Source organism: Flavobacterium sp. xlx-214 (assembly GCF_013874595.1).
Taxonomy (GTDB): domain Bacteria; phylum Bacteroidota; class Bacteroidia; order Flavobacteriales; family Flavobacteriaceae; genus Flavobacterium.
Map to the genome: position 1 here is coordinate 1,091,873 of NZ_CP059431.1, position 26,756 is coordinate 1,118,628.

Sequence of the window (26,756 nt, forward strand, 5' to 3'; positions counted from 1 at the left end):
AAATTTATTCTTTTGTTACAATTTGCATGGTTTCGCGGTTAATTTGTTTTAATAAAACCGTTTGGTTGGTTAAAACTTTCTGAGCAGCTTCATCGGTAAAATGACGAATGGTATATAAGGAAACATCTTCATTATAGGTAACATTGAAATTGTTTGAAAGATCGTTTAAAATGGTTTCAAAATTGCCAAATTTATCTTCCACACAAACTGTAAAACTAATTGCCGAGTTTTGAATAACGTTTACTTTGATGTGTTGTTCTGCAAAGGTTTTAAAAATATCGCTTACTTGATGTTCCATAATAAAAGAGAAATCTTTTGAAGAAATAGAAACCAATAATTGATTTTTCTTTACAATAAAACACGATGTTGCTGGGTCTAAATCAACTCCCTTTGAAACAGCCGTTCCTGGTAACGTTGGGTTAACAAACGATTTTACATACAACGGAATTTCTTTGCGTTGTAACGGTTGTAATGTTTTTGGATGAATAACCGATGCACCGTAAAAAGCCAACTCAATAGCTTCATGATACGAAATATGATTTAAAAGTACCGTATCTTCAAAATAACGTGGATCGGCATTTAAAACGCCCGGTACATCTTTCCAAATAGTTACGCTTTCGGCATCTAAACAATATGCAAAAATAGCTGCAGAATAATCAGAACCTTCTCTACCTAATGTTACCGAAAAATGATTAGGATCTGATCCTATAAACCCTTGTGTTATGTATAATTTTTGACCTTGTAATTGATTCTTGATATTTTGCTCTGTAGCTTGCCAATCAACCATACCATCGCGGTACGTTGTGTCGGTTTTAATTAAATTTCTAGCATCAATCCAAACATTTTCAATAGATTGATCGTTAAAGAAATAACTTAAAATAGTGGTTGATAAAATTTCGCCATACGATACAATTTGATCGTACACAAAGTTATAATTGGGCGATTTGTTAATGCTAAGGAAAAATTCCATTTCGCCAAACAAAACATTTATCTTATCAAAAACTAAGTGATTTTTATTTTCAAACAAATCATTTGTAATATCTAAATGATAGTTCTTTATAATTTGAATGGCGTTCTTCAGCTCTTCGGGTTTCTTAAAATAAGCGTTTACAACATCTTCTAAGGCGTTTGTTGTTTTGCCCATTGCCGATGCAATAATTAAACTGTTGTTGTAACCTACGGTTTGTAAAACGTTGAAAACGTTGCGAATTGCTTGCGGATCTTTAATCGACGCACCTCCAAATTTAAATACTTTCATTTTGCTTTAATAGTACATTAAGTTCATAATTAATAAAAATTGTTTTGTTTGTTTGTGCAAAAATAAGGAAGCAATTGTTTTATACAATACCAAGTTTTTAAAAAACGAAAAAGAAACTTATTTTCACGCACATTTTACCGATATTTGTAACACTTTTACAACAACACAAAAATGGAAGAAAGATTTATTACTTTAGGTGAGTTTATTATTAAAAAGCAGAGTGATTTTCCGTATTCATCTGGAGAGTTATCTCGTTTGATGAATTCAATTCGTTTGGCAGCAAAAATTGTGAGTCAAAAAGTAAATCAAGCTGGTTTGGTTGATATTACGGGTGCTTTTGGCAAAGAAAACATTCAAGGAGAACAACAACAAAAGTTAGATGTTTTTGCCAACGATGTTTTCATACAAACCTTAACAAATAGAGAAATTGTTTGTGGAATTGGATCTGAAGAAAACGATGATTTTATTACCATTTCTGGTGCAAATAATTGTAATACAAATAAATATGTGGTTTTGATGGATCCGTTGGATGGGTCTTCAAACATTGATGTAAATGTTTCTGTAGGAACCATTTTTTCGATCTACAGAAGAGTTTCTGAAACAGGAACGCCTGTAACGCAAGCCGATTTTTTACAAAAAGGTGTTCATCAAGTAGCGGCAGGTTATGTAATTTACGGATCGTCAACCATGTTGGTGTATACAACAGGTAACGGAGTAAATGGTTTTACATTAGATCCAGCTTTAGGAACCTTCTTTTTATCGCATCCTGATATGAAAATTAAGGAAGATGGAGAGATTTTTTCTGTAAACGAAGGAAACTATAAGCAATTTGCCGATGGTGTAAAAAAGTATATTGATTTTTGTAAAGATGATGCATCTAAAAAACCGTACAGTGGCAGATATATTGGTAGTTTGGTTGCCGATGTGCACAGAAATCTTTTAAAAGGTGGTATTTATATGTACCCAGGAACGGTATCAAAACCTAATGGTAAATTACGATTGTTGTATGAGTGCAATCCGTTTGCAATGATTATAGAACAAGCTGGTGGTAAAGCAACCGATGGTAAAACTAGAATTCTTGAAATTGAGCCAACTGAATTGCATCAACGAGTGCCTATTTTTTGTGGAAGTAAAAATATGGTTGATACTTTAGAAAGTTATCTATAAACAAAAAAGCGAGTTATTAACTCGCTTTTTTGTTGATTGCTTTTATGTAAACATCCATTTCTTCTTTAAAATCATCTAAATTATATTCCATTACTAATAAACTCAACGCTTTATCGGTAATTAGTTGAATGTTGCCTGCAAAACCTAAGGCTGAGGTAAATTTTCGTAATGTAGATTTTTGTTCAGGCCCTAAGATATGATTAATAAAAACCATACGAGCTAAATCATACAAGCGCTCAATACGTTGTTCTTGCAAGTACGGCGGGTTTACTGGGTAACCATTAGGGTTTTTTAAAATAGCTTTGTAATCTTCTTCGCTAATATCTAATTTATTGGCTAAGGCATCAATAAAACAACGTTCCGTTTCGGTATATTCACCATCATTATAGGCTACTCTTACAATAGATGCAAAGTGCCCTTTGTTTCGGTCTTTAAAACCAGAATCATATATATCTTGATATAACATAATAAACTTTTTTAGGTGTTAATCAGGTTAAATTTAACGTAAAAATAATATTAATGAAAATATTTGGCTAAATATTTAGAATTAATTAATGTAGATTAATTTTTAAAAACAATTCGTTTTTAGCTGAAATATATTGCTTTAAAAGTTTTGCGTTGTGTTTCTTTTACGTACTTTTGCACTACTATTTTGTGTTAAAAAATATATAATTTTTTTGTTTTTTCAACTTTATGAAAAACCTTAATAAGCTGCAGAAATACGATAAAGCTTACCTACGCATTGCAAAAGAGTGGGGGCAATTATCATACTGTCAGCGCAAAAAAGTTGGTGCCATTATCGTAAAAGATAAGATGATTATTTCTGATGGATATAACGGAACACCATCGGGGTTTGAAAATTGTTGCGAAGATGAAGAAGGTACAACTAAATGGTATGTATTGCATGCAGAGGCTAATGCTATTTTAAAAGTAGCTAGATCTACACAGTCTTGTGACGGTGCAACACTTTACATCACCATGAGTCCTTGTAAAGATTGTAGTAAATTAATACATCAATCGGGTATTGTACGGGTTGTTTATCAAAATGGTTATAAAGATTTAGCTGGTATTGATTTTTTAAAGAGAGCTGGGGTAGAAGTGATTCAGATTGAGGATTTAAGCTCTTTGTTGTATGAGTAAAAAAAATTATTTATGGCCTTTATTAACTACAGGGTCATTAGCTGTTGGTATTGTTTTAGGAGGTTTTTTTACTAAAAACGGAACTCCTTTTTCTGTTAAAGAAGATACCGGACGTGTTAAATTAAATAAATTAATCGATTTAATTGAACAAGAATACGTTGATAACGTAAATACCGATTCTATTATAGATATGACGGTAAATAACATCTTGGCTCAATTAGATCCGCATTCTACTTATATTTCAAAATCAGAATTTGATGAGGTGCAAAACGTAATGAAAGGTTCGTTTGTTGGTATTGGCATCAATTACTATGTTTTAAACGATACTTTGGCTGTTGTAAAACCTTTGCCGGGCGGTCCGTCTGATAAAGCAGGATTAAAAGCAGGAGATCGTATTTTATATGCAGAAAAAGTACAGTTGTATAACCAAGGTTTCTCTAACGATTCTATCATCAATCTTTTAAAAGGTAATGCGGGTTCTAAGGCATTATTGAAAGTTTATCGTAAATCGACTAATAAAATTTTTGATGTTCAAATAACACGTGGCGAAGTGCCTTTGAAAAGTGTTGATGTTGCCATTAAAATTGATAATAAACGCGGTTATATTAAAATCAATCGCTTTGCCGAAACTACGTATGCCGAGTTTAAAGCTGGTTTAGAAAGTTTGTTGAAGCAAGGTGTTTCAGAATTGGTGTTAGATTTACGTGAAAACGGTGGTGGTTATATGGAGCCAGCTATACAAATTGCTGATGATTTCTTAAATGGAGGCGATGTTATTGTAAAAACCGTTAATAAAAAAGGGAACGTAAAAGTTACCAAAGCATCTAACAAAGGATTGTTTACTGATAAAAAGCTTTTTGTTTTAATTAATGAAAATTCAGCATCGGCAAGTGAAATTATTGCAGGTGCCATTCAAGATAACGATCGTGGCACCATCATTGGTCGCCGTTCATACGGAAAAGGCTTGGTGCAACGTGAAATGTATTTAGGCGATGGTTCTGCTGTACGTTTAACTACAGCGCGTTATTATACGCCTTCGGGTAGATCAATCCAAAAACCATATCAGCAAGGAATAGATGAATATAACAACGATTTAAACAAACGTTTTGAATCGGGCGAGTTGTATTCTAAAGATAGTATTCATTTAGCCGATAGTCTTAAATTTAAAACAACTGGCGGACGTGTTGTTTTTGGTGGTGGTGGTATTGTGCCAGATGTGTTTGTGCCTTTAAAAAACAAACATGGTGAAGATGCTATACAGTTGTTAATGAAAACTAGTTTGGTGAGTTATTATGTTTTTGAGGAGATTGAAACGGAGCGTGATTATTTACAACGATTATCGCCAACTCAATTGGCTGAATTGATTTACAAGAATCCAAAGTATTTTAACGATTTAAAAACGCATTTAAAGAAAAGTGGTTTGACCTTTAATTTAGATCGTCACAAGGATAATATTATGTTTTATTTGGTAGCAGAATATATGCATCAGTTATACGATGATAATGCTTATTACCATTGGATTTTACAACAAGATCCTATGATACAAAAAACAAACGCTTTAAAGTAATTTAAAGCGTTTGTTTTTTACCAAATCTTCCACCAAGGTTTTGTTTTATTAGTAGATGTTTCAAATTCTTTTAGTTCTTGTGTAAGTTTATCATTATAAGTGAGTGATTTTGCTATAAAATGATTGCTATTATATCCTTCAAGATCGATTCCGAATTTTTTAGATAAGTTTAAAATATCGTCAATAAATATTTTTTCAGAGATATTTACAGATGTTTCTTCGGTTAATGGAGTTCCTTCGTTTTTAATTATTATCCCATCACTCATATAAAAAATACGTTGTATATTTTGATGAAATTTAGCGTACCCAAAAGTTGCAGATGTTGTTTGTATGATAAAGGAAAAAACCTCAGTATTTAGCGTGTTTGATATTTGTAAGAGTGTTTCTTCATTTGTAGAATCAATCATTTCAGGGTCACAAATTATTGTGTAATCATCGCAAAACCAAACGCCTTTTAGTGACAAATCTTTTTTTGAAAATTCAATGTAGTTTTCCCAAAGATAATTGTTTAAATCTAGAGCATTATTAAAAGAAACATTTTCATTAGTATCTAGATAATCAAAAGATTCAAAAATGGTAGAGAGATATTTTAAGTAATTTCCTTTCAGTGCTATTATACTAACTGTCATATTTTTTACTAAATATAAAAAAAACCAGCTTATAAAGCTGGTTTTTTATTAATTGGCTAAGATGTTAATCTTATTATCTTTTAGTTCTAAAGTACCCGATTTGATAGGTAAATAATAAGTGTTATTATCTATTTTCTCAAAACGATCTTCAAACTGAGGATCAAATTGTAAATTAGTACCCGCAATTTTAATTCTTCCTTCAGTTAACAAAGAAACAATTGGTGCGTGGTTGTTTAACATTTGAAACTCTCCGTTGATACCAGGAACAGAAACCGCAGTTACTTGTCCGTTAAAAAGTATCGCTTCAGGAGAAACAATTTCTAAAATCATAAGACAGATTTTTTAATAATTATGATTCAGCTAACATTTTTTGACCTGCTTCAATAGCATCTTCAATAGAACCTTTTAAGTTGAAAGCAGCTTCTGGTAAATGATCTAATTCACCATCCATAATCATGTTAAAACCTTTGATTGTTTCTTTAATATCAACCAAAACTCCTGGTATACCTGTAAACTGTTCAGCTACGTGGAAAGGTTGTGATAAGAAACGTTGTACACGACGTGCGCGGTGAACGGCTAATTTATCTTGCTCAGATAATTCTTCCATACCCAAAATCGCAATAATATCTTGTAACTCTTTATATTTTTGTAAGATCATTTTTACACGTTGTGCACAAGCATAATGCTCTTTTCCTAAGATTTCTGGTGTTAAGATACGTGAAGTAGAATCTAATGGATCTACCGCTGGATAAATACCTAATTCAGAAATTTTACGAGACAATACAGTTGTTGCGTCTAAGTGAGCAAATGTTGTAGCAGGTGCAGGGTCTGTTAAGTCATCCGCAGGTACGTAAACCGCTTGTACAGATGTAATAGAACCTGTTTTTGTAGATGTAATACGCTCTTGCATTGCACCCATTTCTGTTGCTAATGTAGGTTGGTAACCTACTGCAGATGGCATACGACCTAATAAGGCAGATACCTCAGAACCAGCTTGTGTAAAACGGAAGATGTTATCAACGAAGAAAAGTACGTCTTTTCCTTGTCCATCACCAGCTCCGTCACGGAAATATTCAGCAATTGTTAAACCAGATAAAGCTACACGTGCACGTGCACCAGGTGGTTCATTCATTTGTCCAAATACGAAAGTTGCTTTAGAATCAATCATTCCAGCTTTATCAACTTTAGTTAAATCCCATCCTCCATTTTCCATAGAGTGCATGAAATCATCACCATATTTAATAATACCAGATTCTAACATCTCACGTAATAAATCGTTTCCTTCACGAGTACGCTCACCAACACCAGCAAATACAGATAAACCTCCGTGACCTTTTGCAATGTTGTTAATTAACTCTTGAATTAATACGGTTTTACCTACACCGGCACCACCAAATAAACCAATTTTACCACCTTTTGCATAAGGCTCAATTAAATCGATTACTTTGATACCTGTAAATAAAACTTCAGAAGATGTAGATAAATCTTCGAATTTTGGAGCAGGACGGTGAATTGGTAAACCGTTCTCACCCGTTTTTGGTAAAGCTTCTAAGCCATCAATTGGCTCACCAACAACGTTGAATAAACGTCCGAAAACTTCTTTACCAATAGGCATTTGAATAGGAGAACCTAAAGAAATAACTTCAGTTCCACGGCTTAATCCGTCTGTAGAGTCCATAGAAATGGTACGTACAGTATCCTCACCAATGTGCGATTGAACTTCTAATACTAATTTTGATCCATCTGCTTTAGTAATTTCTAATGAATCATAAATTTTCGGTAATGAAGCAGAAGTAGTGTTGAATACTACGTCTACAACGGGTCCGATAACTTGTGCAACTTTTCCTGTAACTTTAGACATTGCTTATGTATTTATTTAACAGCTAATTATCAATTGCGAAAAAACCACTTTTTTCGATGTGCAAAGATAGTTTTTTTTTGGAAATAATAATAGTGCCTTTATTAATATTTTACACAAAAAAAGACGAGTGTTTAAAAACTCGTCCATTTTTATATTATTCTACGGTAACCGATTTTGCTAAATTCCTTGGTTGATCTACGTTAGTTCCCCTTAAAACAGCAACATGGTACGATAATAATTGCAATGGAATGGTTGCAATGATTGATGTTAATGCCTCTGTTGATGAAGGCATTTCAATTACGTGATCTGCTAATGCTTTTACTTGAACATCACCTTTTGAAACCAATGCAATGATTTTTCCGCTACGTGCTTTAATTTCTTGAATGTTACTTACCACTTTATCATAATGATTTTGCTGAGGCGCAATTACAATAACCGGCATGTTTTCGTCAATTAAAGCGATTGGGCCGTGTTTCATTTCGGCAGCAGGATATCCTTCAGCGTGTATGTATGAAATCTCTTTTAGTTTTAATGCGCCTTCTAGTGCAACAGGGAAATTAAATCCTCTTCCTAAAAATAAACAGTTAGGTGCATCTTTGTAAATTTTAGCAATTTCTAAAATAGCATCGTTTTCTTTTAAAGATTCTTCTACTTTTTCAGGAATCAACTCTAATTCAATTAAATTTCTTAAATAATCAGACTGAGACATGGTTCCTTTTGCTTTTGCCAAACGTAAAGCCAATAAAGCCAACACCGTAATTTGTGTTGTGAATGCTTTGGTTGATGCTACACCAATTTCTGGACCTGCGTGTGTATAAGCACCTGCATGTGTTTCACGTGCAATTGATGAACCAACTACGTTACAAACTCCAAATACAAAAGCTCCTTTTTCTTTCGCTAATTTAATAGCTGCTAAAGTATCGGCAGTTTCACCTGATTGCGAAATAGCAATTACTACATCGTCTTCATTGATGATTGGGTTTCTATAACGGAATTCTGATGCATATTCTACTTCAACAGGAATTCTAGCAAACTCTTCAATCATGTATTCTGCAACTAAACCTGCGTGCCATGAAGTACCACAAGCTGCAATAATAATGCGTTTTGCATTGATGAATTTGTCTAAATTATCTTCAATTCCTGCCATTTTAATCAAACCTTGGTCTGAATGTAAACGTCCGCGGAATGTATCACGAATAACTTGTGGTTGCTCGTAAATTTCTTTTAACATGAAATGATCGTATCCGCCTTTTTCGATTTGTTCTAAGTTTAATTGTAACTCTTGAACATACGGACTTACTTCATTATCCGACTTGATTTTACGAATTTTAATAGGCTTGTGTAAACGAATAATAGCCATTTCTTCATCTTCTAAATAAATAGCATTATTGGTATACTCAATAAAAGGAGAAGCATCAGAAGCTACGAAGTATTCACCTTCGCCAACACCTATTGCCAAAGGCGATCCTAAACGTGCTGCAATAATCTCGTTAGGTTTTTTAATATCCATTACGCAAATTGCATAAGCACCTACCACTTGATTTAAGGCAACTTGAACTGCTTTTCCTAATTTTAAACCTTTATTTTTCTGAACATCTTCAATCAAATTTACCAAAACTTCTGTATCGGTATCCGACTTAAAGGTGTATCCTCTTTTAATTAATTCTTGTTTTAAAGGCTCATAGTTTTCAATAATTCCGTTGTGAATAATTACTAATTCACCTGAATTTGAAAAGTGTGGATGAGAGTTTACATCATTTGGTACACCATGTGTAGCCCAGCGTGTATGCCCAATACCCATTGATCCTTTAGTTGTGTTTTCTGCTTGTGCACGAGCTTCTAAATCAGAAACTTTACCTTTTGTTTTGCTTGAGATGAATTTCTCACCATCGTACAATGCCAAACCAGCACTGTCATATCCTCTATATTCTAAGCGTGTTAATCCTTTAATAATAATTGGATACGCTTCTCTTGGTCCAATATAACCTACAATTCCACACATAAATTATTAATTTTCTTTGGTGTAATAAATTTCTAATTTCATCCTTAAATCTTTATTAGAAGCGTTAGGTCCGTAGATAACAGTTCCAAAAGGATTCATGGTTGATGTTAAAGGTGTTTTTTTATCTGATCCTTTAAGAGGATTCATAATTACGTTTGTAATATCGTTAGCAACAACCAAACCTAAAGATACATTGGTAGAATCTTTTTGGATAAGATTGCTTAAGTAATTAGTGATTTTGAACTGATATTTAAAAACAGAAGTATCGTTTTTAGTTAAAATACCATTGTATGTTGTTTTGCCTGTTGTGTTATCAGCAGCATAATCAGAAATTATTTTGTTGTTTTTGAAATCGTACAAATACAAACGATTTGGGTATGCCAAAGTATCATTTCCTAAAGTAGATTTGTCAACATACAAAATTAAAACAGCTTGATTAACTAACCAGTTGTTTTTAATAATGGTTTCTAATTCATCAGCTTTGCCATTATTATCTGCATCTTTACCAAAAAGCGAAATAGCTGCATGAGAACCATTGCCACCACCTTTTAACCAAACATTACCAGCAGAATTATTGTCTAAAACAAAATTGTTCTCTAATAAATTTACAGTTGTTGCAGTTGCTTTAGGTTCGCTAGAGTTTTCATAACCAATATTAAACTCAAATGTTTTGCGTTCACGTTTTGGTGTATTGGTTGCGCTATCAACAGCTCCATCTTGTTTGTACACAAAAACAACTTTACCTTTAGTTAAATCTAATTGTGCTAAAGCGTTTTGATTGTAAGAATCAACAGCTTCAAAGTAAAGACCTCTAAAATATTCTTTTAAAGCACCATTGTTAGGTATTGATTTGTATTTGTTGTTTGCAAAAAACTTTGATTGAAAGTATGCTTTGTCTAAATCTAACCAAACACCAGGTGCTAAACGCTCTTTGACCTTTGGTTTGTTATTTTCATCATTTTGTGGTGTGCCATCAGCATTGTAGGCATACAATTTAATTTCGCTTTTGTTGAATTCAAAAGCTGTATTTTGAGAAGTGTTTTGAGAATTATTTAAACGGTCTGTACCATTTAATCCTTTTTTATACTGATCAAAAACTTTCTTTTCATCTGCATAATAAAACTGAGTTTCAAAACTATTGTTTGGATCAGCAGTTCTTAGGAAATATCCGTTTTCATAAACATTTAAAGTAAACTTGCCTTTTCCGTAAACGTTTGATACATTGTAGGATTTGTTTCCGTCAGAATCTGTAGAACCAACTTTACTTGTAAACGGAATGTACACATAAACTGAATCTAAAACAGGGTTGTTACCAATGGTGTTTAAATTAGTGCCCTCAGGCATTTCTATTTGTGTAACAAAATGTGCGCTTGTTTTTCCAAAGGCATTGTGCGTGTAAATACCAAAGTTGTTTATTGGTAAATTGCGGGTGTTGGCAATACCAGTTTCACTATTAACAACATCAATATTTTCAACCGTATACTTGTCAAAACCAAATTGGTCACTATCAATAATTTCAGAGCCCATTTCTGTAAAATCTTGTTCACAAGAAAGTACTGAAAAAGTTAAAACCGAAAATAATAATGCTTTGGCTATTGATTTTCTTCTCATAAATTGTTTTTAATTAAACCTTGTTTAGATAAAATTCTGGATAAAATTCATTCATTTTATCTTTCGCGTCGAAAGGTAAGAAAGGTTTGTTCGAACTTTGTATATAATTTGTTAAATCTTCAGAGATTTCTTTTGAAGAAATAACAATACCATCCGAGTGGTCAATGGCGTTTTTCATGATGTTATTGTATGTTGCCTCTTTTAAAGCGTTGATGTCTGAAGCATCAAACTCATCAAAAGCAACTTTATCAAACATATTTGGCGATAATACATCATCAAAACCGTCAGAAAAAACAGACGTTACAATTTTAGTATCGGCAAAAATCGACTCGTCATTATAATATTTTTTCATGTAAAGTGGCAATAACGAAGCCATCCAACCCTGAACGTGAATTACATCTGGTATCCAATTTAATTTCTTAATGGTTTCAACCACACCTTTTACAAAGAATATAGCGCGCTCATCATTATCATCAAACAATTGATTATCGTCTTCGTTAAAAAAAGTTCCTTTTCTTTTGAAATACTCGTCATTGTCAATAAAATATACTTGAATTCTTTCCTTAGGAATAGAAGCAACTTTGATGATTAAGGGCATATCCATGTCATTGATAACCAAGTTCATACCCGATAACCTAATAACTTCGTGTAATTGATGTCTTCTTTCATTAATGCAACCGTATCTTGGCATAAAAATACGAATTTGCCCACCTAAATCATTAATCATTTTTGGAGTGTCAAACGAAGCTTGAGAAACTTCATTTTCAGGTAAATAAGGCACTACTTCAGATGATACATATAATATCCTCTTATCTCTCATCATGTAATAATTAAATTAAAATCAATTTTAAAAAGCAAAATTACAAAAAATTGTCGACATTATTAAGTAAAGTAGTAATTTTGCCCTCATTAAACTTTTAAAATCATGAATATATTTCATGCGCAAAGTCAGTTAAAACAGCACTTAGAGTTAGTTAAAACAGCTGCGCAAACCATTGGATTTGTCCCTACTATGGGCGCAATACACAACGGACACTTATCATTATTACAACAAGCGTTAGACGAAAATGATGTTGTAGTGATGAGTATTTTTGTAAATCCTACACAATTTAACAACGCCGATGATTTAGAGAAATATCCAAGAACATTAGAAAGAGATGTAGCTTTGGTTGAAGCACTTTCTGATAAAATTATTGTTTACGCACCAAGTGTTGATGATATTTATGAAGGAAATACCATTGCCAAAAAATTTGATTACGATGGTTTAGAAAACGAAATGGAAGGTGCAAATCGCCCTGGACATTTTGATGGAGTAGGAACTATTGTGAAAAAGTTATTTGAAATTGTTGCGCCTAACAAAGCGTATTTTGGCGAAAAGGATTTTCAGCAATTGCAAATCATTCGCAAAATGGTACAAAAAGCAAAAATGAATATCGAGATTGTGGGTTGTCCCATTCACCGCCAAAATGATGGTTTGGCGATGAGTTCTCGCAACGAACGTTTAAGCGAAAAAGCCAAAGAACAAGCCACTTTTTTAAATAGAACATTGCAAAATGCCAAGGATTTGTTTGCAAATTCGGAAATTGGCCAAGTAATTGAATACGTGGAAAGCGAAATTAAAAACCATCAAGCGTTTCAATTAGAGTATTTTGTAATTGCTGATGAAGAAACATTAAAAGCAGCAACCACAAAAGAAGCTGGTAAAAAGTATCGTGGTTTTTTAGTAGCGCATATCGAAGGAGTTCGATTAATTGATAACATTGCATTAAATTAAATTTTTATAACTTTGCCTTATGCAAATTGAAGTTTTAAAATCAAAAATCCACCGTGTTAAAGTAACAGGTGCCGATTTAAATTATATTGGTAGTATTACAATTGATGTAGCTTTAATGGAAGCTGCTAATATTATCGAAGGTGAAAAAGTATCTATTGTAAATATTAACAATGGGGAACGTTTTGAAACCTATGCCATTCCAGGTCCTAAAAACTCGGGTGTTATTACATTAAATGGTCCTGCGGCTCGCAAGGTTCATAAAGACGATATTATTATTGTAATTACCTACGCTTTAATGGATTTTGAAGAAGCTAAAACGTTTAAACCTTGGGTTATTTTCCCAAATGAGAACGACAATTCTTTAAAATAGTACTTGAAATTATTCAAAAAGATACTAAATATTATACTCCCACTTTTGTTGGGAGTTTTTTTCGTTTATTATGCGTATAATCAGTTTACAGCTGAGCAACTAAACGAAATGAGAAGTTATTTTAAAGATGTAAATTATTTTTATCTGTTTCTTTCATTGGTGTTTATGAAGGTAAGTCACGCTTCACGTGCTTATCGTTGGAAATATAGTTTGTTGTATTTAGGATATCCATCTACTTTTTGGAATAATTTTATGGCTATTTCGGTAGGCTATCTTTTAAATTTAACCATTCCACGTTCAGGCGAATTATCGCGTGCAGCCGTGCTTCAGAAATACGATAAAATTCCTTTTGATAAAGGTTTTGGAACCATTATAGCCGAACGAATCATTGATTTGGTTTTCTTGTTAGCCTTTGTCATTGTTACTGTTGCCTTGCAATACAACTATTTAATAGATTTTATTTCAGAGCAAATTCCCATTACCAAACTCATTCTTATTTTAGGGATATTAACTCTTTTAGCAGCCGTTGGATTGTATTTACTGTACACTTCACAATTGAAACTTTTTGTTTTTATTCGCACAAAAATTGCAGGTTTGGTTGAAGGTGTTTTAAGCATTTTTAAAATGCCTCATCGCGTTCCTTTTATTATTCACACCTTTATTATTTGGATTGGTTTTGTATTAACATTCTATTTTGGTACCAAAGCACTTCCTCAAACATCCGATATTTCTTTAGGCGTAACTATGGTTGCTTTTGTGGTAGGTAGTTTGGCTATTAGTTTTACAAATGGCGGATTTGGCGCTTTTCCGTTAATGATTGCTAAAGTTTTAGCGTTATACGGAATATCCTTAACTGCTGGTACGGCTTTCGGTTGGATTTTATGGACAACCCAAACATTATTAGTGGTTGTAATGGGTGGTTTGTCGTTCTTGTTACTTCCTGTCGTTAATAAAACCAAATAATTTGTAACTTCGTTAACTAAATTTGCTATTGTTTCTAGTTACTGCTAAAAGCAAATAGCTAAAAGCTAAAAGCTGTTATGGCAAAAGTAAAAACCGCATTTTTTTGTTCCTCGTGCGGAACGCAATTTTCAAAATGGTTAGGGCAATGCACCGCTTGCAAACAATGGAATACTATTGTTGAAGAAGTAATTCAGAAAGAAGAAAAAGTAGCTTGGCAAACAAAATCTTCGGCTGGCATTACAAAACGCGCAGCCAAACCTTTGTTGATTAATGAAATTGACAGCACACAAGAAATTCGATTAAACACTTTAGATTACGAACTAAACCGCGTTTTAGGTGGCGGAATTGTTCCGGGGTCAATGATTCTTTTAGGTGGTGAACCTGGAATTGGAAAAAGTACCTTATTGCTTCAATTATCCTTAAAATTACCTTATAAAGTGTTGTATGTTTCGGGCGAGGAAAGTCAGAAACAAATAAAAATGCGTGCCGAACGTATCAATCCCAACAACAATTCGTGTTATATTTTAACCGAAACCAACACGCAAAATATCTTTAAACAAGTTGAAGCTATTGAACCTGATATTTTAATTATTGATTCCATACAAACGCTTCATACTGATTATATTGAGGCTTCGGCAGGAAGCATCTCTCAAATCAAAGAAACCACTGCCGAGTTGATTAAATTCGCTAAAGAAACATCAACGCCTGTTATTTTAATTGGTCACATTACCAAAGACGGAAACATTGCCGGGCCTAAGATTTTGGAGCACATGGTGGATACGGTTTTGCAGTTTGAAGGCGACCGAAACCACGTGTACCGTATTCTTCGTGCCTTAAAAAATCGTTTTGGTTCAACTGCCGAATTAGGTATTTACGAAATGATAGGTTCTGGGTTACGAGAAGTTTCGAATCCATCCGAAATATTGCTTTCCAATCGCCAAGAAGAACTTTCGGGAACCGCAATTGCATCTACATTAGAAGGGATGCGTCCGCTAATGATTGAAGTACAAGCTTTGGTAAGTACCGCTGTTTACGGAACGCCTCAACGAAGCGCTACGGGATATAATTTAAAACGCCTAAACATGATTTTGGCTGTTTTAGAAAAGCGTGCCGGTTTTCGTTTGGGTATGAAAGACGTTTTCTTGAATATTACGGGCGGTATTACGGTGGATGATCCCGCGATTGATTTGGCGGTTGTGGCATCTATTTTATCATCCAATGAAGATGATCCTATCTCTAAAGATTTTTGTTTTGCGGGTGAAGTGGGCCTTTCGGGAGAAATTCGTCCTGTAAACCGAGTAGATCAGCGCATACAAGAAGCCGAAAAGTTGGGTTTCTCTAAAATATACATCTCCAAATACAATAAAGTTACGTATCAATCCAAAAATATTGAAGTAAGTCTTATCTCTAAAATAGAAGATTTGGTAAGTGCATTGTTTTAAAAAAGAGGTCAGAAGTTGACCTCTTTCTTTAGAATTTGAAGTTTACACCAAAACGCGTTTGAAAATTACTTAATGAATTTTCTTGTTTGATGTTAGGGTAAAAAACAGACTCTTCTTTATCTTTCTTAAAGGCATTTACGCCAACAGATACATAAGGTTCTATTTTAAACTTACTATTAGGGTTAATGGTGTATTTTAAACCGGTGTTTAAGCCTACATTAAAATCGGTTGCTTTACCTTCTGTTTTAAAAATATCTTCTCTGCCTAATTCTCCCCCAGCATAATTGCTATGACCACGTTGAAATGCAATGTTAGTACCTACAAAATATTTAAAATTAGCACCAATTTTTCTATTGTACTGCAAATCTAAATCGGCAAACCAGTTAATGCTGCTCGCTTGTAATGGGGAGTAATCTTTATATTGATTAAAACTTCTTAAACGATAAAAATTGTAGTTCAACCCAATTAAAATAGATTCTTTTTCGTTAAGATTTCGTTCTGCAAAAATACCTGCTTTATAACTTTGCGTGTTTTCAAGTTTGTAATGATGATTGTTGGGTTTGGGTTTTGATGCAAAATATTGATCACTTCCTAAATGAAAACCATAGTTCCATTTTTTTTCTTGTGCTTGACTAATGCTTACTGTACCTAAAATACTTGCAAAAAGAATTACATTTTTTACTTGTTTCATAAATGTTATGTTTTGATTATAAAGTGCGAAAATAGCTTTTGAATTACTATAGTTTCGTTAAAAACGGCTTGATGTTTGTTATAATTTGCATAAATTTATTCCTCAAAAATAATTGTTTATGAAAAACATCTTACTTCCTGTAGCTATTGTGTGTAGCATTACGGCAAATGCGCAAAAGCCTGTGTTTACCCAAGCGCAAATACAATCGGCGCGGGTTTATAATAATGCAGCCGAGTTAAAACATAAAACTACCGCTCAAATACCTAACGGAACATCTGAAATTGTGATTACCAACGTTGCTAATTACTTAAACGAAAATACGGTGCAAATTGGTGTGCCTAAGCATGTAACGGTAATGTCGGTGCAGTTTACCAATGCGTATGTTGAAGAGTACGATAACAATCAAGATTCGCCTTTGTTAAAACCTGTTAAAGAAGAAATTAAAAAGAAAGAAGCCGAATTAAAAACCCTTCAAAATCAATTGACATCGGAAAGAAAAAGCGTGGAGTTGTTGGATAAAAATCAATCGATGAGCAATGCACAAAACTTTTCGGTTGCCGAGTTAACCAAACTGTTAGATTACTACAAAGCCAAGCGTACAGAACTTTCTAATTCCATCAACAAATTAGAGTTGCAAGAGGTGACTTTAAGAGAAGAATTAGAGGTTTTAAAAGGAAAACTATCATTCAACGAAACTACTTCCGAAAAAACAAGTCAAGGAAAGTTGATTGTAAACGTAATGAGTAATCAAGAGGGAACGATTCCATTGGAAATTTCGTACCTAACCAATCAGGCAACGTGGCAGCCAAGCTATGAAATGCGCATTGATAAAATCAACGAGCCGATTCAAATGTTGTACAAAGCCCAAGTGCAGCAAAACACAGGTATCGATTGGAAAAACATCAAACTATCATTAACCAGTGGACCAGCTAATCAAAATACATTTGCGCCTGTTCTACAACCTTGGTTTGTTGATTATTATAATCCAGTGGCTTATGAACAAACGTATCATGAGGAAGTTTCGACTAGATCTGCAAGAAGTGTTACCTCTAAGTCAATTGAAGGAAGACCTAATGCAAATATGCTTCAAACTTTGCAAGGACAAATCCCAGGTTTAAATATTCAAACGGGTCAAGGACAACCTGGTGTTGCTGTTTCTACAATGGATGATTACACCCAAGTAAACGAAAATCAATTAAACATTACATTTGATATTGATATTCCGTACACTATTTTAAGCAATGGCAAACAGCACAGTGTGGCGTTAAAAGATACGCAACTGCCAGCTACTTACAGCTATATTACCACACCAAAGCTTGATACCAACGCGTATTTGGTTGCCAAAGTGAAGAATTATGGTGATTACAACATTTTACCTGGCGAGGCTAATGTGATTTTTGAAGGAATGTATGTGGGTAAAACCTATGTAAATGCCAATGCCAACGAAGACGATTTGCGTTTAAGTTTAGGTAAAGATCAAAATATTGTGGTGGCACGTACGTTGATTAACGATAAATCGGGTACTAAAACGTTATCGTCGCGCAAGGTACAAGATTTTGTATACGAGATATCAATCCGTAACAATAAAAAAGAAGCAATCAGCATTACTGTGGAAGATCAAGTACCTGTAAGCAGTAATACCGACATTGAAATAACCTTAACTGATAAAGGCGGAGCTACTGTTGATGCAGAGAAAGGTAAGTTATCATGGGAAGTAAACCTGAGACAAAATGAAACCAAGAAGATTCGATTTGGGTATCAAATTAAATCGGCTAAGGATAAAAGCTTAGGGATTTAAACAAGTTTAAGATGAAACAAAAAAGCAAGCTAATCGGCTTGCTTTTTTGTTTGATTATGTTGTGCTATTAAAAACTCTTGCAAATCGGTTGAGCTGGGTGTTTCAAATATCTCTAAATGAAAGAATGGAACCACAGCCAGTATATGATCAAAAATATCAGCCATAATACCTTCGTATTTAGGCCAATCAACAGTGTTGGTAAAGGCATATACTTCAATAGGCAAGCCATGTTCGGTAGGTTGCATGTGGCGTACCATTAAATGAAACTGCTTGTGAATATTAGGGTTGTTTAGTAAGTATCGTTTAATATACTCGCGAAACAAACCAATATTGGTCATTCTACGACCGTTAACCAACATGGTAGGATCGTCTACATGGGTTTGATTGTAATTATCAATTTCTTGCTGACGTTCAATGATAAATGATTTTAATAGTTTGATTCGTTTTAAATCTTGTATTTCGGCTTCCTCAAGAAATCGAATTGAACCTATTTTGATGTTCAATGAACGTTTAATGCGTCGTCCACCCGATTTTTGCATCGTTCGATAATTCTTAAACGAATCACTAATTAAAGCATAAGTTGGTATTGTGGTAACCGTTTTATCAAAATTTTGTACTTTAACGGTACTTAAGTTGATACTTAGTACAGTACCATCGGCGCCGTATTTCTGCATTTCAATCCAATCGCCTACACGCACCATATCGTTTGATGATACTTGTATGCTGGCTACAAAACCTAAAATGGTATCCTTAAAAACCAAAATAACAATGGCCGATGCTGCCCCTAATGCAGTTAGTAACCCAACGGGATCTTTACCTGTTACTTCAGAAAACAAAATGATAGCACAAATGGCGTAAAGCAATATGGTAATTACTTGGAAATAACTATCTAAAGGCTTATCGGTGAAACGTTTGTTGGTTTTTAAAACATCTTTAAAGGTTTTAAAGCCTGCGTTAATTAAAAAGGTAACGGTTAGGGTTAAAAGTACATCGGTTATTAATAGGGTAGCATTGGTAAACCTTGTAAAACCTGTAAATATAAACGGTAATGCTTGCCTTGCAATTAAAATTGGTACTAAGTGCGTGGCGTATTTTAGTACGCCGTTGTGAATAAGAAAATCATCAATACGGGTTTTGCTTTTACGTATGGTTTTAATCATTAGTAGCATTAAAATGCGACGCAAGATATAGTCAATAGCGTATAAAACCACTGTTAAAAGAAGTAATAAAATAACCGAATTTAATACATGCGCAACTTGGGTTTTTATACCTAATGATTTAAAAAAGGTTAAACCGTACGCATATATTTGACTTTGAAGTTGATCGTCTATTAAATCCATAAAGTATGTTATTGTATAGATTATGGTTTGGTATTGTTGTGCTTTCTAAGCGCCTTTCTGTCTAAAAAGTACTTGTTTATTACCGTTAGTAATGCGGTGGTACTGCCTATAAACAAAGCGCTTTGCCATGTTTGGTGTATAAAGTAGTACAAACCTAACGACATTAGTAAAGCTACCACAACAAATTCTAAAATGTATCTTTTGTATTTCATAAGGAAAAGAAGGGAAGCCAAAGCCTCCCTAATGTATTACATATCGTTTAATAGTTTAGATATCTCGTCTAACTTAGGCGTAAGTATCACTTCAATTCTACGGTTTTTAGCTTTGCCCTCGCTGCTGTTGTTTGATGCCAACGGTGCAAACTCACTTCTACCTGCAGCTGTTAAATTCTTTTTATCAATACCACTGGTTTGCTCTAATATATTTACAATAGCAGTAGCACGTTTGGTAGATAAATCCCAGTTATTGGTAACGCCATTGCCTAAGTTACCAACCACTTTATCGTTATCGGTATGGCCTTCAATTAAAATAGAAATATCGTCGTTCTTAGCCAATACGCTTGCAAGTTGTTGTACGGCATTTTTACCCTCGTTACTAACCGACCAACTGCCCGATGGAAACAACAATTTGTTTTCCATAGACACGTAAACTTTGCCGTTCTTTTGTTCAACGGTTAAACCTTTGCCTTCAAACTCAAACAAGGCTTTAGATAACGATTCTTTCAACTTGCGAAGGTTTTTGTCTTGTGCTGCCAACTTATCTTCAAGTTCAGAAACACGAGACGATTTCCCATCTAACTCTTTTTTTAAGCTATTCAAGCGTTCAATTTCGGCTTTAATGGCTGTATCGCTGTTTTTCTCTAAGCTTTTATAATCTTTTTCTAACTGATCGTAAGCTACTTGCAGTTTATCGCGATCGGTAATAGCATCTTCTAATTGTTTTTCTAACGATTTATTCTTTGTTCCTAAATCAAACGATTGCGATTTTAAGCCTGTTGATTCTCCTGTTAAGCGTTCTAACTCTTCGGCACAGTTTTTATATTTTGCGTCTAATTCATTATACAATCTTCGGGTAACGCAGCTTGTTAAAAAAGGCAAGCAACAAGCTACTAAAAGAATTTTTTTCATATCGATGTGTTTTTAGTTAATCAATTTCTATTGCCACAGGGCAGTGATCAGAGTGTTTGGCATCGGGTAAAATGTAAGCGCGCTTCACACGATCTTTCATTCCTTCGGACACTAAATTATAGTCAATACGCCACCCTTTGTTGTTGTTACGGGCATTGGCACGGTAACTCCACCACGAATAATTATGAGGCTCTGGGTTAAACATACGAAACGAGTCTAAGAAACCGCTTTTCATAAAACCATCTAACCACGCACGCTCTTCAGGTAAAAAGCCCGACACCTTTGCATTGCGTATAGGGTCGTGAATATCAATGGCTTCGTGACAAATATTGTAATCGCCACCAATGATTAAATTAGGGGTTTCGGTTTTTAGTTGATCGATGTACTTTTGAAAATCATCCATGTACTGAAACTTATGACCTAATCTGTCGATATTGGTACCCGATGGCAGGTATAACGACATTACCGAGAAATCTTCAAAATCAACACGTACATTTCTACCTTCTTTATCCATGTAGTCAATACCGGTACCAAATACAATGTTTTTAGGTTCGGTTTTGCTTAAAATAGCAACACCACTATAGCCTTTTTTCTCAGCCGAAAAGTAGTATTGATACGGATAGCCCGCCGCGGTAATCTCTAAAACAGGTATTTGGTCTTGTGTTGCCTTAATTTCCTGTAAACAAATAATATCTGGGTTTGCTGCTTGCAGCCACTCTAAAAAACCTTTTGTAATAGCTGCCCTAATACCGTTTACGTTGTATGATAAAATTTTCATGTAAGTAGTTATGAGTTTTAACAAAAATACATAAAATACTTTGTACCAAATGCAGTTTTAACCCCATGTTTGCATATTTTAAGGTTGCCATGCTTTAAAATGACTTAGATACGTTTTAAGAGGGTAATGGTGTATGTGGTAGGATGTAGATATGATTGAGTTTTTAGAGTACATAAAATAGTTAATAAGAACAAACAAGACAGTTGCACTAGCTAACTTGATTTTATATCTTTGGAAACGATGATTTTAAAACAAACCTATAAAAACCATTTTCAACTAATTGGTTTTAGTTCTATTTTATTGTTAGGCATTGTAATAGCTCTAGTTTATGATTTTTTCTTTTCTGACTCGATAGAGTTTTCTTTTTGGGTTCATTGCGCAGGAGGTATTTTTTTAGTTTTATGTATCTTGACTTTTACTATTTACATACGATACTTACTATTTGAAAACGATGCAATTTATTATTTAACAGCTGATACAATTGAAATACATAAAAAAGGGATTGTTACCTCAATAATGATACAAGATATTAATGAAATTGTTTTTAATGGAGGATCTTATATTTTTGAGAAGTTTAACCCATATCGAAAGTTTCCTTGGAGTGATTTTTATTTTATTGAAATAGGTTTGAAAAATAATGAATGGATTGCAATCACAAATGTTGTTAATAAAAACTTATTAGATGTTTTTAGAGCAGAATATCCTTACTTACATTATAAAATGAATAGAATATTTTACCCTTTAATGACAATGTATTAAATAGATTATAGGTTTTTTAAGCTGTTTTTTCTATTAAGAAGTACTTTTGTTGTTTGACCCAAATTAGTAAAATATTTAGTAATAAGTATGTGTTTAACCTTGTTTTTATCAGCATCTTAATAAGTGTATTAACCCACTTTAAACTTCCTATTTGTATATGTAAAAAAAATGTTTAATTTTTGTTATATTTAAAAACAGAACCTTAGATTAAAATTAGATTATAATAAAACTGGTTTTAAACAGGTGTGAAAGGAATTGTTATCTTTGCAAAAAAAATATAGATGGGGTTAGTAACCGCAAAAGAAATAGCACGTGTCATAAAACTGGATAAGTACGGATTTTTAGGTACTTTTTCGGGCTGGTTGCTTATGAAAGTGCTTAAAATATCAGAATTGAACAATATTTACGATAGAAATAAACATTTAGAAGACGTTGAGTTTTTAAACAGTATTTTAAATGAGTTTCAAATTGAATTTGAAATTGATCCTGAAGAATTAAAGCGTTTACCCAAACAAGGTCCGTATATAACCATATCCAACCATCCGCTTGGTGGTATTGATGGTATTTTACTATTGAAATTAATGCGTGAGCGTGATCCTGATTTTAGGATTATCGCTAACTTTTTATTGCATAGAATTGAGCCGTTAAAGCCTTTTATTATGCCTGTGAATCCTTTTGATAATCATAAAGATTCGCAATCTAGTGTTCTTGGATTAAAAGAAACATTACGTCATTTAAGCGATGGCAAGCCTTTAGGGATTTTTCCTGCAGGAGAAGTTTCAAACTTTGAAGAAGACGATAAAATTGTTGATAAACCTTGGGAAGAAGGTGCTTTAAAGTTAATTCGTAAGGCAAAAGTACCTGTGGTACCTATTTACTTTCACGCCAAAAACAGCAAGTTGTTTTATATGTTGTCTAAAATAAGTCCAACATTACAAACAGCCAAACTTCCTTCCGAATTACTTACGCAGAAAGATCGTGTAATACGTGTGCGTATAGGAAAGCCTATCACCGTAGCCGAACAAAACGAACACGGCGAAACCATTGAAGATTTTGGGAAGTTTTTACGTCAAAAAACGTATTTGTTGGCAAACACAACAAAAGACGATAAAAAACAATACATAAAAATACCATCGTTTAAATTACCCGCGCCCGCGCCAAAAGAAATTGAGCGACCTGTTTTGCAGGATTTAATGGTTAAAGAAGTGGAAGCGCTTCGCAAAGGAGATGATCGTTTATTACAAAGTAAAAACTACGAAGTTTTCTTAACCGATTCTGCTAATATTCCTAATATTCTTAGAGAAATTGGTCGTTTACGCGAAGTTACCTTTCGTGCTGTAGGTGAAGGTACCAATGAAGCTATCGATTTAGATAAATACGATTCGTTTTACAAGCATATGTTTTTATGGGATGATGATGCCAAATGTATTGCAGGTGCCTACAGAATGGGTTTAGGGAAAGATATTTATGCCAAACATGGTATTGATGGTTTTTACTTAACCGAATTGTTCCGTTTTGAACCTGAATTATATCCAATGATGGAGCAATCAATCGAAATGGGTCGTGCATTTATCATTGGCGAGTATCAACAAAAACCAATGCCTTTGTTCTTGTTATGGAAAGGTATTGTACATACCACTTTGCGTTATCCTGAACATAAATATTTAATTGGAGGTGTAAGTATTAGTAATCAGTTCTCGGATTTCAGTAAATCGTTGATGATTGAGTTTATGAAATCACATTTTTACGATCCGTATGTGGCGCAATATGTTCAAGCCAAGAAAGAATACAAAGTACAATTGAAAGATGCTGATAAGGATTTTGTTTTTAACGAAGCCGAAGCCGATTTAAATAAATTTGATAAGTTAATTGAGGAGGTAGAACCAGGCGGATTACGTTTGCCTGTTTTAATAAAGAAATACATTAAGCAAAATGCACGTGTAGTGGCTTTTAATGTGGATCCTTTGTTTAATAATTCGGTTGACGGATTGATGTACATTCGTATTGCCGATTTACCTGAAAGTACCGTTCGCCCAGTGATTGAAGAACTTCAGTTAGAATTAGAACGAAAAATAAACGAAAAGATAGAAGAATAAAAAAACTGCCTCATTTAGAGGCAGTTTTTTTATTGCTTAATAAACTTATGAGATGAAGAGTTACTTCCGTTAGTAATCTTTAAAATATAGGTTCCTGTAGCAAGTTGATCAATAGAAATTTGCGTATTTACATCTGTTGCTTTTTCTAAAGTATGTGTAAGTATCAATCTTCCATTTAAATCAAAAACATCAAATTGCGTTGTATTATTTTCCTCTGTAGAGAAACTTACATTTAAAATGTCTTTAGCAGGATTTGGGTACATTTTAAAATGATTTACTTTTAAATCATCCACGCTTGCTGTAGGATCCCAAATAATCAACTTTTTAGAAACAGTATAAAAAATATTTCCAACAGCTTCAATTTTAATTCTACCTTCATATGTATTTGGAATAGTAGTAGGTATTGTTACAGTTGTTGATCCGTTATTGGGTACATTTGCTGCAAGCATAGTATACGTTAATCCATTATCTATTGATACCAATATATTTACATTAGCTGTGTTGATATTATTTGCAGTGGTACCTGCTACATTCCAAGTAATATTTTTAGTCGTACCTGTGTTCCAAATTGGTTCTTTTGTACTAGGATTGTTATCTGGATAGGTAATTAAGAACGGTCCTGTATTAGCTGCTGTAATGGTTACTGGTTGTGTGTAAACAACACGTGCTCCTAAAGCATTGTTGTCTCGCACAGTAGCAACAAAACTATAGCTACGCCCAACACTTGCTAAACGTTCCCATTTACTACCTACAATACCATCAGGATTAGATGAGCCATCTAAAACAATATCCTCTGCAGGAAAAGAACGGTAATTATTGGTAGTTGGTTGCATAGATCTAAATGCAGGACCTGTTGTTGCAGTTGCTACCGGTGGTTGTGTGGTTATTTGCGTGTTTATTTGCTCAAATGTATAGGTTAATTGATCTCCATCAGCATCAGTTGCCAAAGCATTTAAAATAAAAGGAGTTCCATAAGGTATGGTTTTAGATTGTAGATTTGTAACTATTGGTGCAGAGTTAGTAACTGTAGTTTGCTGCGCACAAGTAGCCTTTGCTAGAAATGCTTGTATTTCTTTAATACTAACATAATGATAATAAGCATCTACATTATTTTGTACGTTACTTGGGCAAATACCTGCATAAGACATAATGGTGCTTCCGCTACCTACTTCCATTGCCGTAGATGAGTTACGATTAAACTGACAAGAATTGTTAAATGTATGATTTGCACCAAACTGATGTCCCATTTCATGTGCTACGTAATCTACGTCATAAGCATCGCCTACAGGAAATGAAGAACCTGTGATACCTGATGCTTTAGACCAAGTACTACAAACAGAACCTAAACTAGCTAAACCGCCACCACCTGTGCTAAATGTGTGTCCAATGTCATAATTTGATGTACCAATGATATTATCAATTACTGTTTGACTTTGGTCTATTAAAACACCCGCATCATCATTATTAAAATTATCCGATGTTACAAAAATGATACTTTTATTGTTCGCAATTAAGCTCAAATGCACATTCATTTCTCTTTCAAAAATCTGATTTAATCGCGTTAAAGTCACATTCATGGCAGCTAATACAATTTCTTTCTTTTGATCTAACGTAGTATTAGGCGTACCTGCTGGGGCTCTGTTAATATGAAACTGTGCATATTCAATGGTACAAGCCAAAGCTAAACGATATGTCCTACGTTTGTTGTCCATGCTAAAAGTTTGGATAGGGACTGTATTTGTTTCTGCTTCATCAAAAGAATCACCAGGTAACAAACAACTAAAACTGCTTTTTGGTGCTTCTAAACTGCTTCGGTCATAAACTATTACTGTGTTTAAATCGTTTGTGTAATTATCCATATAATACACAGTACCATCCGTCATCATTCCCATTGCATGAAAACCAAAAATGGTTGAAATACTAATGCTAATATTGTGAGCAGGATTTTCAATATCAATTGCTTTTAAGCTTCTTATGTTGCTAACTGTACTCGCAAGTTCTTCTTCCATTGCCGAGTTATCGTAAATCCAAAATGTATGAAAAACACCTTTAGCATCGGGTAATTTCATGGTAACATTTGATGGTGTATTAGACAACTTTGGTGCTTTTTGAACAAATTGCAACAATGTAGCAACATTTAAAGTATATAATTGAAACTTTTCAGGTTGATGCGCTCTTACAAACTTATCATTATTGTTGATTTGATCAATAGTAGTTGCTTTAAAAGGATTGTAAACGCTTGCTGATGCACTATTTTGGGCTAGTAAAACAGCAGATAATAGCAAAGAATAAATCCAAATAAAATTTTTAAGTATTTTCATGAAAAGAATATTTAACTCCAAAATTAGAAACTTAATTAAACATTCTATGAAAATTAACCTAT

Annotated in this window: 24 protein-coding genes; 10 read left to right on the plus strand and 14 right to left on the minus strand. The window is 33.7% G+C overall.

Features of this window, described 5'->3' with window-relative positions:
* Positions 1–4: 4 nt before the first annotated feature.
* Positions 5–1,258: an aspartate kinase gene (locus H1R17_RS05170; protein ID WP_163432742.1), complete on the minus strand. Its 1,254-nt coding sequence runs from the start codon at positions 1,256–1,258 to the stop codon at positions 5–7.
* 171 nt (positions 1,259–1,429) lie between these two features.
* On the opposite strand from H1R17_RS05170, the gene fbp reads away from it, so the two are divergent.
* Positions 1,430–2,425 (plus strand): class 1 fructose-bisphosphatase, encoded by a 996-nt coding sequence (fbp, locus tag H1R17_RS05175; RefSeq protein ID WP_163432743.1) that lies wholly within the window; start codon positions 1,430–1,432, stop codon positions 2,423–2,425.
* A gap of 16 nt (positions 2,426–2,441) precedes the next feature.
* Here the strand turns inward: fbp and H1R17_RS05180 are convergent, their stop codons facing one another.
* Positions 2,442–2,891: a TerB family tellurite resistance protein gene (locus tag H1R17_RS05180; protein WP_163432744.1), complete on the minus strand. Its 450-nt coding sequence runs from the start codon at positions 2,889–2,891 to the stop codon at positions 2,442–2,444.
* Between the two features lie 227 nt (positions 2,892–3,118).
* Here H1R17_RS05180 and H1R17_RS05185 point away from each other — a divergent pair, with 227 nt between their 5' ends.
* Together H1R17_RS05185 and H1R17_RS05190 are read left to right on the plus strand one after the other, a co-directional pair.
* On the plus strand, positions 3,119–3,565 hold the full coding sequence (locus H1R17_RS05185; protein ID WP_163432745.1) for a dCMP deaminase family protein: 447 nt from the start codon (positions 3,119–3,121) through the stop codon (positions 3,563–3,565).
* Positions 3,558–5,132, plus strand: coding sequence for a S41 family peptidase (locus H1R17_RS05190; RefSeq protein WP_163432746.1), 1,575 nt, complete (start codon positions 3,558–3,560; stop codon positions 5,130–5,132). The genes H1R17_RS05185 and H1R17_RS05190 overlap by 8 nt, the downstream gene beginning before the upstream one ends.
* A 17-nt stretch (positions 5,133–5,149) precedes the next feature.
* On the opposite strand, the gene H1R17_RS05195 is transcribed toward H1R17_RS05190, so the two are convergent.
* From H1R17_RS05195 to H1R17_RS05220, 6 genes are all read right to left on the minus strand, one after another.
* On the minus strand, positions 5,150–5,761 hold the full coding sequence (locus tag H1R17_RS05195) for a hypothetical protein (RefSeq protein WP_163432747.1): 612 nt from the start codon (positions 5,759–5,761) through the stop codon (positions 5,150–5,152).
* 48 nt (positions 5,762–5,809) lie between these two features.
* On the minus strand, positions 5,810–6,091 hold the full coding sequence (locus H1R17_RS05200; protein WP_163432748.1) for a F0F1 ATP synthase subunit epsilon: 282 nt from the start codon (positions 6,089–6,091) through the stop codon (positions 5,810–5,812).
* Between the two features lie 19 nt (positions 6,092–6,110).
* Positions 6,111–7,622, minus strand: coding sequence for a F0F1 ATP synthase subunit beta (gene atpD, locus H1R17_RS05205; protein ID WP_163432749.1), 1,512 nt, complete (start codon positions 7,620–7,622; stop codon positions 6,111–6,113).
* Positions 7,623–7,776: 154 nt separating this feature from the next.
* Positions 7,777–9,624, minus strand: coding sequence for a glutamine--fructose-6-phosphate transaminase (isomerizing) (glmS, locus tag H1R17_RS05210; RefSeq protein WP_163432750.1), 1,848 nt, complete (start codon positions 9,622–9,624; stop codon positions 7,777–7,779).
* Positions 9,625–9,630: 6 nt separating this feature from the next.
* A complete protein-coding gene (locus H1R17_RS05215) occupies positions 9,631–11,235 on the minus strand; it encodes a DUF4270 domain-containing protein (protein WP_163432751.1) in 1,605 nt (534 codons plus the stop codon).
* A 13-nt stretch (positions 11,236–11,248) separates the two neighbouring features.
* Positions 11,249–12,055: a glycogen/starch synthase gene (locus H1R17_RS05220; RefSeq protein ID WP_163432818.1), complete on the minus strand. Its 807-nt coding sequence runs from the start codon at positions 12,053–12,055 to the stop codon at positions 11,249–11,251.
* Between the two features lie 105 nt (positions 12,056–12,160).
* Between H1R17_RS05220 and panC the strand changes: the two genes are divergently transcribed.
* The 4 genes from panC to radA all read left to right on the plus strand — a co-directional run bounded on the left by panC (position 12,161) and on the right by radA (position 15,784).
* Positions 12,161–13,009, plus strand: a complete 849-nt coding sequence (gene panC, locus H1R17_RS05225; RefSeq protein WP_163432752.1) for a pantoate--beta-alanine ligase — start codon at positions 12,161–12,163, stop codon at positions 13,007–13,009.
* Positions 13,010–13,028: 19 nt separating this feature from the next.
* The gene (panD, locus tag H1R17_RS05230; protein ID WP_163432753.1) at positions 13,029–13,379 is read left to right on the plus strand and encodes an aspartate 1-decarboxylase; all 351 of its coding nucleotides are present in this window, start codon (positions 13,029–13,031) and stop codon (positions 13,377–13,379) included.
* Positions 13,380–13,382: 3 nt separating this feature from the next.
* On the plus strand, positions 13,383–14,342 hold the full coding sequence (locus H1R17_RS05235; RefSeq protein WP_163432754.1) for a lysylphosphatidylglycerol synthase transmembrane domain-containing protein: 960 nt from the start codon (positions 13,383–13,385) through the stop codon (positions 14,340–14,342).
* A 77-nt stretch (positions 14,343–14,419) separates the two neighbouring features.
* Positions 14,420–15,784 (plus strand): DNA repair protein RadA, encoded by a 1,365-nt coding sequence (gene radA / locus H1R17_RS05240; RefSeq protein WP_163432755.1) that lies wholly within the window; start codon positions 14,420–14,422, stop codon positions 15,782–15,784.
* 28 nt (positions 15,785–15,812) lie between these two features.
* Here radA and H1R17_RS05245 read toward each other — a convergent pair whose 3' ends face one another.
* Positions 15,813–16,475 carry a hypothetical protein gene (locus tag H1R17_RS05245; protein ID WP_163432756.1) on the minus strand — a complete coding sequence of 221 codons (663 nt, stop codon included), beginning with the start codon at positions 16,473–16,475 and terminating at the stop codon, positions 15,813–15,815.
* Positions 16,476–16,593: 118 nt separating this feature from the next.
* Here H1R17_RS05245 and H1R17_RS05250 point away from each other — a divergent pair, with 118 nt between their 5' ends.
* Entirely contained in the window at positions 16,594–18,273 is a 1,680-nt protein-coding gene (locus H1R17_RS05250; protein ID WP_163432757.1) for a DUF4139 domain-containing protein, read from the plus strand.
* 29 nt (positions 18,274–18,302) lie between these two features.
* On the opposite strand, the gene H1R17_RS05255 is transcribed toward H1R17_RS05250, so the two are convergent.
* From H1R17_RS05255 to H1R17_RS05270, 4 genes are read right to left on the minus strand one after another with little or no spacing between them, the layout of a single operon-like run.
* Positions 18,303–19,613: a mechanosensitive ion channel family protein gene (locus H1R17_RS05255; RefSeq protein ID WP_163432758.1), complete on the minus strand. Its 1,311-nt coding sequence runs from the start codon at positions 19,611–19,613 to the stop codon at positions 18,303–18,305.
* Positions 19,614–19,633: 20 nt separating this feature from the next.
* On the minus strand, positions 19,634–19,825 hold the full coding sequence (locus H1R17_RS05260; RefSeq protein ID WP_163432759.1) for a hypothetical protein: 192 nt from the start codon (positions 19,823–19,825) through the stop codon (positions 19,634–19,636).
* Positions 19,826–19,861: 36 nt separating this feature from the next.
* On the minus strand, positions 19,862–20,746 hold the full coding sequence (locus H1R17_RS05265) for an OmpA family protein (RefSeq protein ID WP_370520250.1): 885 nt from the start codon (positions 20,744–20,746) through the stop codon (positions 19,862–19,864).
* A gap of 10 nt (positions 20,747–20,756) precedes the next feature.
* Positions 20,757–21,518, minus strand: a complete 762-nt coding sequence (locus tag H1R17_RS05270; protein WP_163432761.1) for an exodeoxyribonuclease III — start codon at positions 21,516–21,518, stop codon at positions 20,757–20,759.
* A gap of 240 nt (positions 21,519–21,758) precedes the next feature.
* On the opposite strand from H1R17_RS05270, the gene H1R17_RS05275 reads away from it, so the two are divergent.
* Complete coding sequence (locus H1R17_RS05275) at positions 21,759–22,277, plus strand: hypothetical protein (protein WP_163432762.1); 519 nt, start codon at positions 21,759–21,761, stop codon at positions 22,275–22,277.
* 281 nt (positions 22,278–22,558) lie between these two features.
* Positions 22,559–24,373 carry a lysophospholipid acyltransferase family protein gene (locus H1R17_RS05280; protein ID WP_163432763.1) on the plus strand — a complete coding sequence of 605 codons (1,815 nt, stop codon included), beginning with the start codon at positions 22,559–22,561 and terminating at the stop codon, positions 24,371–24,373.
* Between the two features lie 29 nt (positions 24,374–24,402).
* On the opposite strand, the gene H1R17_RS05285 is transcribed toward H1R17_RS05280, so the two are convergent.
* Complete coding sequence (locus H1R17_RS05285) at positions 24,403–26,694, minus strand: zinc-dependent metalloprotease (protein WP_163432764.1); 2,292 nt, start codon at positions 26,692–26,694, stop codon at positions 24,403–24,405.
* Positions 26,695–26,756 lie beyond the last annotated feature (62 nt).

Bases quoted from the DNA above. Each gene is read 5' to 3' on its own strand.
- H1R17_RS05285 (WP_163432764.1), bottom strand. From the start codon at position 26,694: ATGAAAATACTTAAAAATTTTATTTGGATTTATTCTTTGCTATTATCT.
- H1R17_RS05260 (WP_163432759.1), bottom strand. From the start codon at position 19,825: ATGAAATACAAAAGATACATTTTAGAATTTGTTGTGGTAGCTTTACTA.
- H1R17_RS05180 (WP_163432744.1), bottom strand. From the start codon at position 2,891: ATGTTATATCAAGATATATATGATTCTGGTTTTAAAGACCGAAACAAA.
- H1R17_RS05170 (WP_163432742.1), bottom strand. From the start codon at position 1,258: ATGAAAGTATTTAAATTTGGAGGTGCGTCGATTAAAGATCCGCAAGCA.
- H1R17_RS05200 (WP_163432748.1), bottom strand. From the start codon at position 6,091: ATGATTTTAGAAATTGTTTCTCCTGAAGCGATACTTTTTAACGGACAA.
- H1R17_RS05275 (WP_163432762.1), top strand. From the start codon at position 21,759: ATGATTTTAAAACAAACCTATAAAAACCATTTTCAACTAATTGGTTTT.
- panD (WP_163432753.1), top strand. From the start codon at position 13,029: ATGCAAATTGAAGTTTTAAAATCAAAAATCCACCGTGTTAAAGTAACA.
- radA (WP_163432755.1), top strand. From the start codon at position 14,420: ATGGCAAAAGTAAAAACCGCATTTTTTTGTTCCTCGTGCGGAACGCAA.
- glmS (WP_163432750.1), bottom strand. From the start codon at position 9,624: ATGTGTGGAATTGTAGGTTATATTGGACCAAGAGAAGCGTATCCAATT.
- H1R17_RS05250 (WP_163432757.1), top strand. From the start codon at position 16,594: ATGAAAAACATCTTACTTCCTGTAGCTATTGTGTGTAGCATTACGGCA.
- H1R17_RS05190 (WP_163432746.1), top strand. From the start codon at position 3,558: ATGAGTAAAAAAAATTATTTATGGCCTTTATTAACTACAGGGTCATTA.
- H1R17_RS05220 (WP_163432818.1), bottom strand. From the start codon at position 12,055: ATGAGAGATAAGAGGATATTATATGTATCATCTGAAGTAGTGCCTTAT.
- H1R17_RS05245 (WP_163432756.1), bottom strand. From the start codon at position 16,475: ATGAAACAAGTAAAAAATGTAATTCTTTTTGCAAGTATTTTAGGTACA.
- H1R17_RS05195 (WP_163432747.1), bottom strand. From the start codon at position 5,761: ATGACAGTTAGTATAATAGCACTGAAAGGAAATTACTTAAAATATCTC.
- H1R17_RS05270 (WP_163432761.1), bottom strand. From the start codon at position 21,518: ATGAAAATTTTATCATACAACGTAAACGGTATTAGGGCAGCTATTACA.
- fbp (WP_163432743.1), top strand. From the start codon at position 1,430: ATGGAAGAAAGATTTATTACTTTAGGTGAGTTTATTATTAAAAAGCAG.
- panC (WP_163432752.1), top strand. From the start codon at position 12,161: ATGAATATATTTCATGCGCAAAGTCAGTTAAAACAGCACTTAGAGTTA.
- H1R17_RS05185 (WP_163432745.1), top strand. From the start codon at position 3,119: ATGAAAAACCTTAATAAGCTGCAGAAATACGATAAAGCTTACCTACGC.
- atpD (WP_163432749.1), bottom strand. From the start codon at position 7,622: ATGTCTAAAGTTACAGGAAAAGTTGCACAAGTTATCGGACCCGTTGTA.
- H1R17_RS05255 (WP_163432758.1), bottom strand. From the start codon at position 19,613: ATGGATTTAATAGACGATCAACTTCAAAGTCAAATATATGCGTACGGT.
- H1R17_RS05280 (WP_163432763.1), top strand. From the start codon at position 22,559: ATGGGGTTAGTAACCGCAAAAGAAATAGCACGTGTCATAAAACTGGAT.
- H1R17_RS05215 (WP_163432751.1), bottom strand. From the start codon at position 11,235: ATGAGAAGAAAATCAATAGCCAAAGCATTATTATTTTCGGTTTTAACT.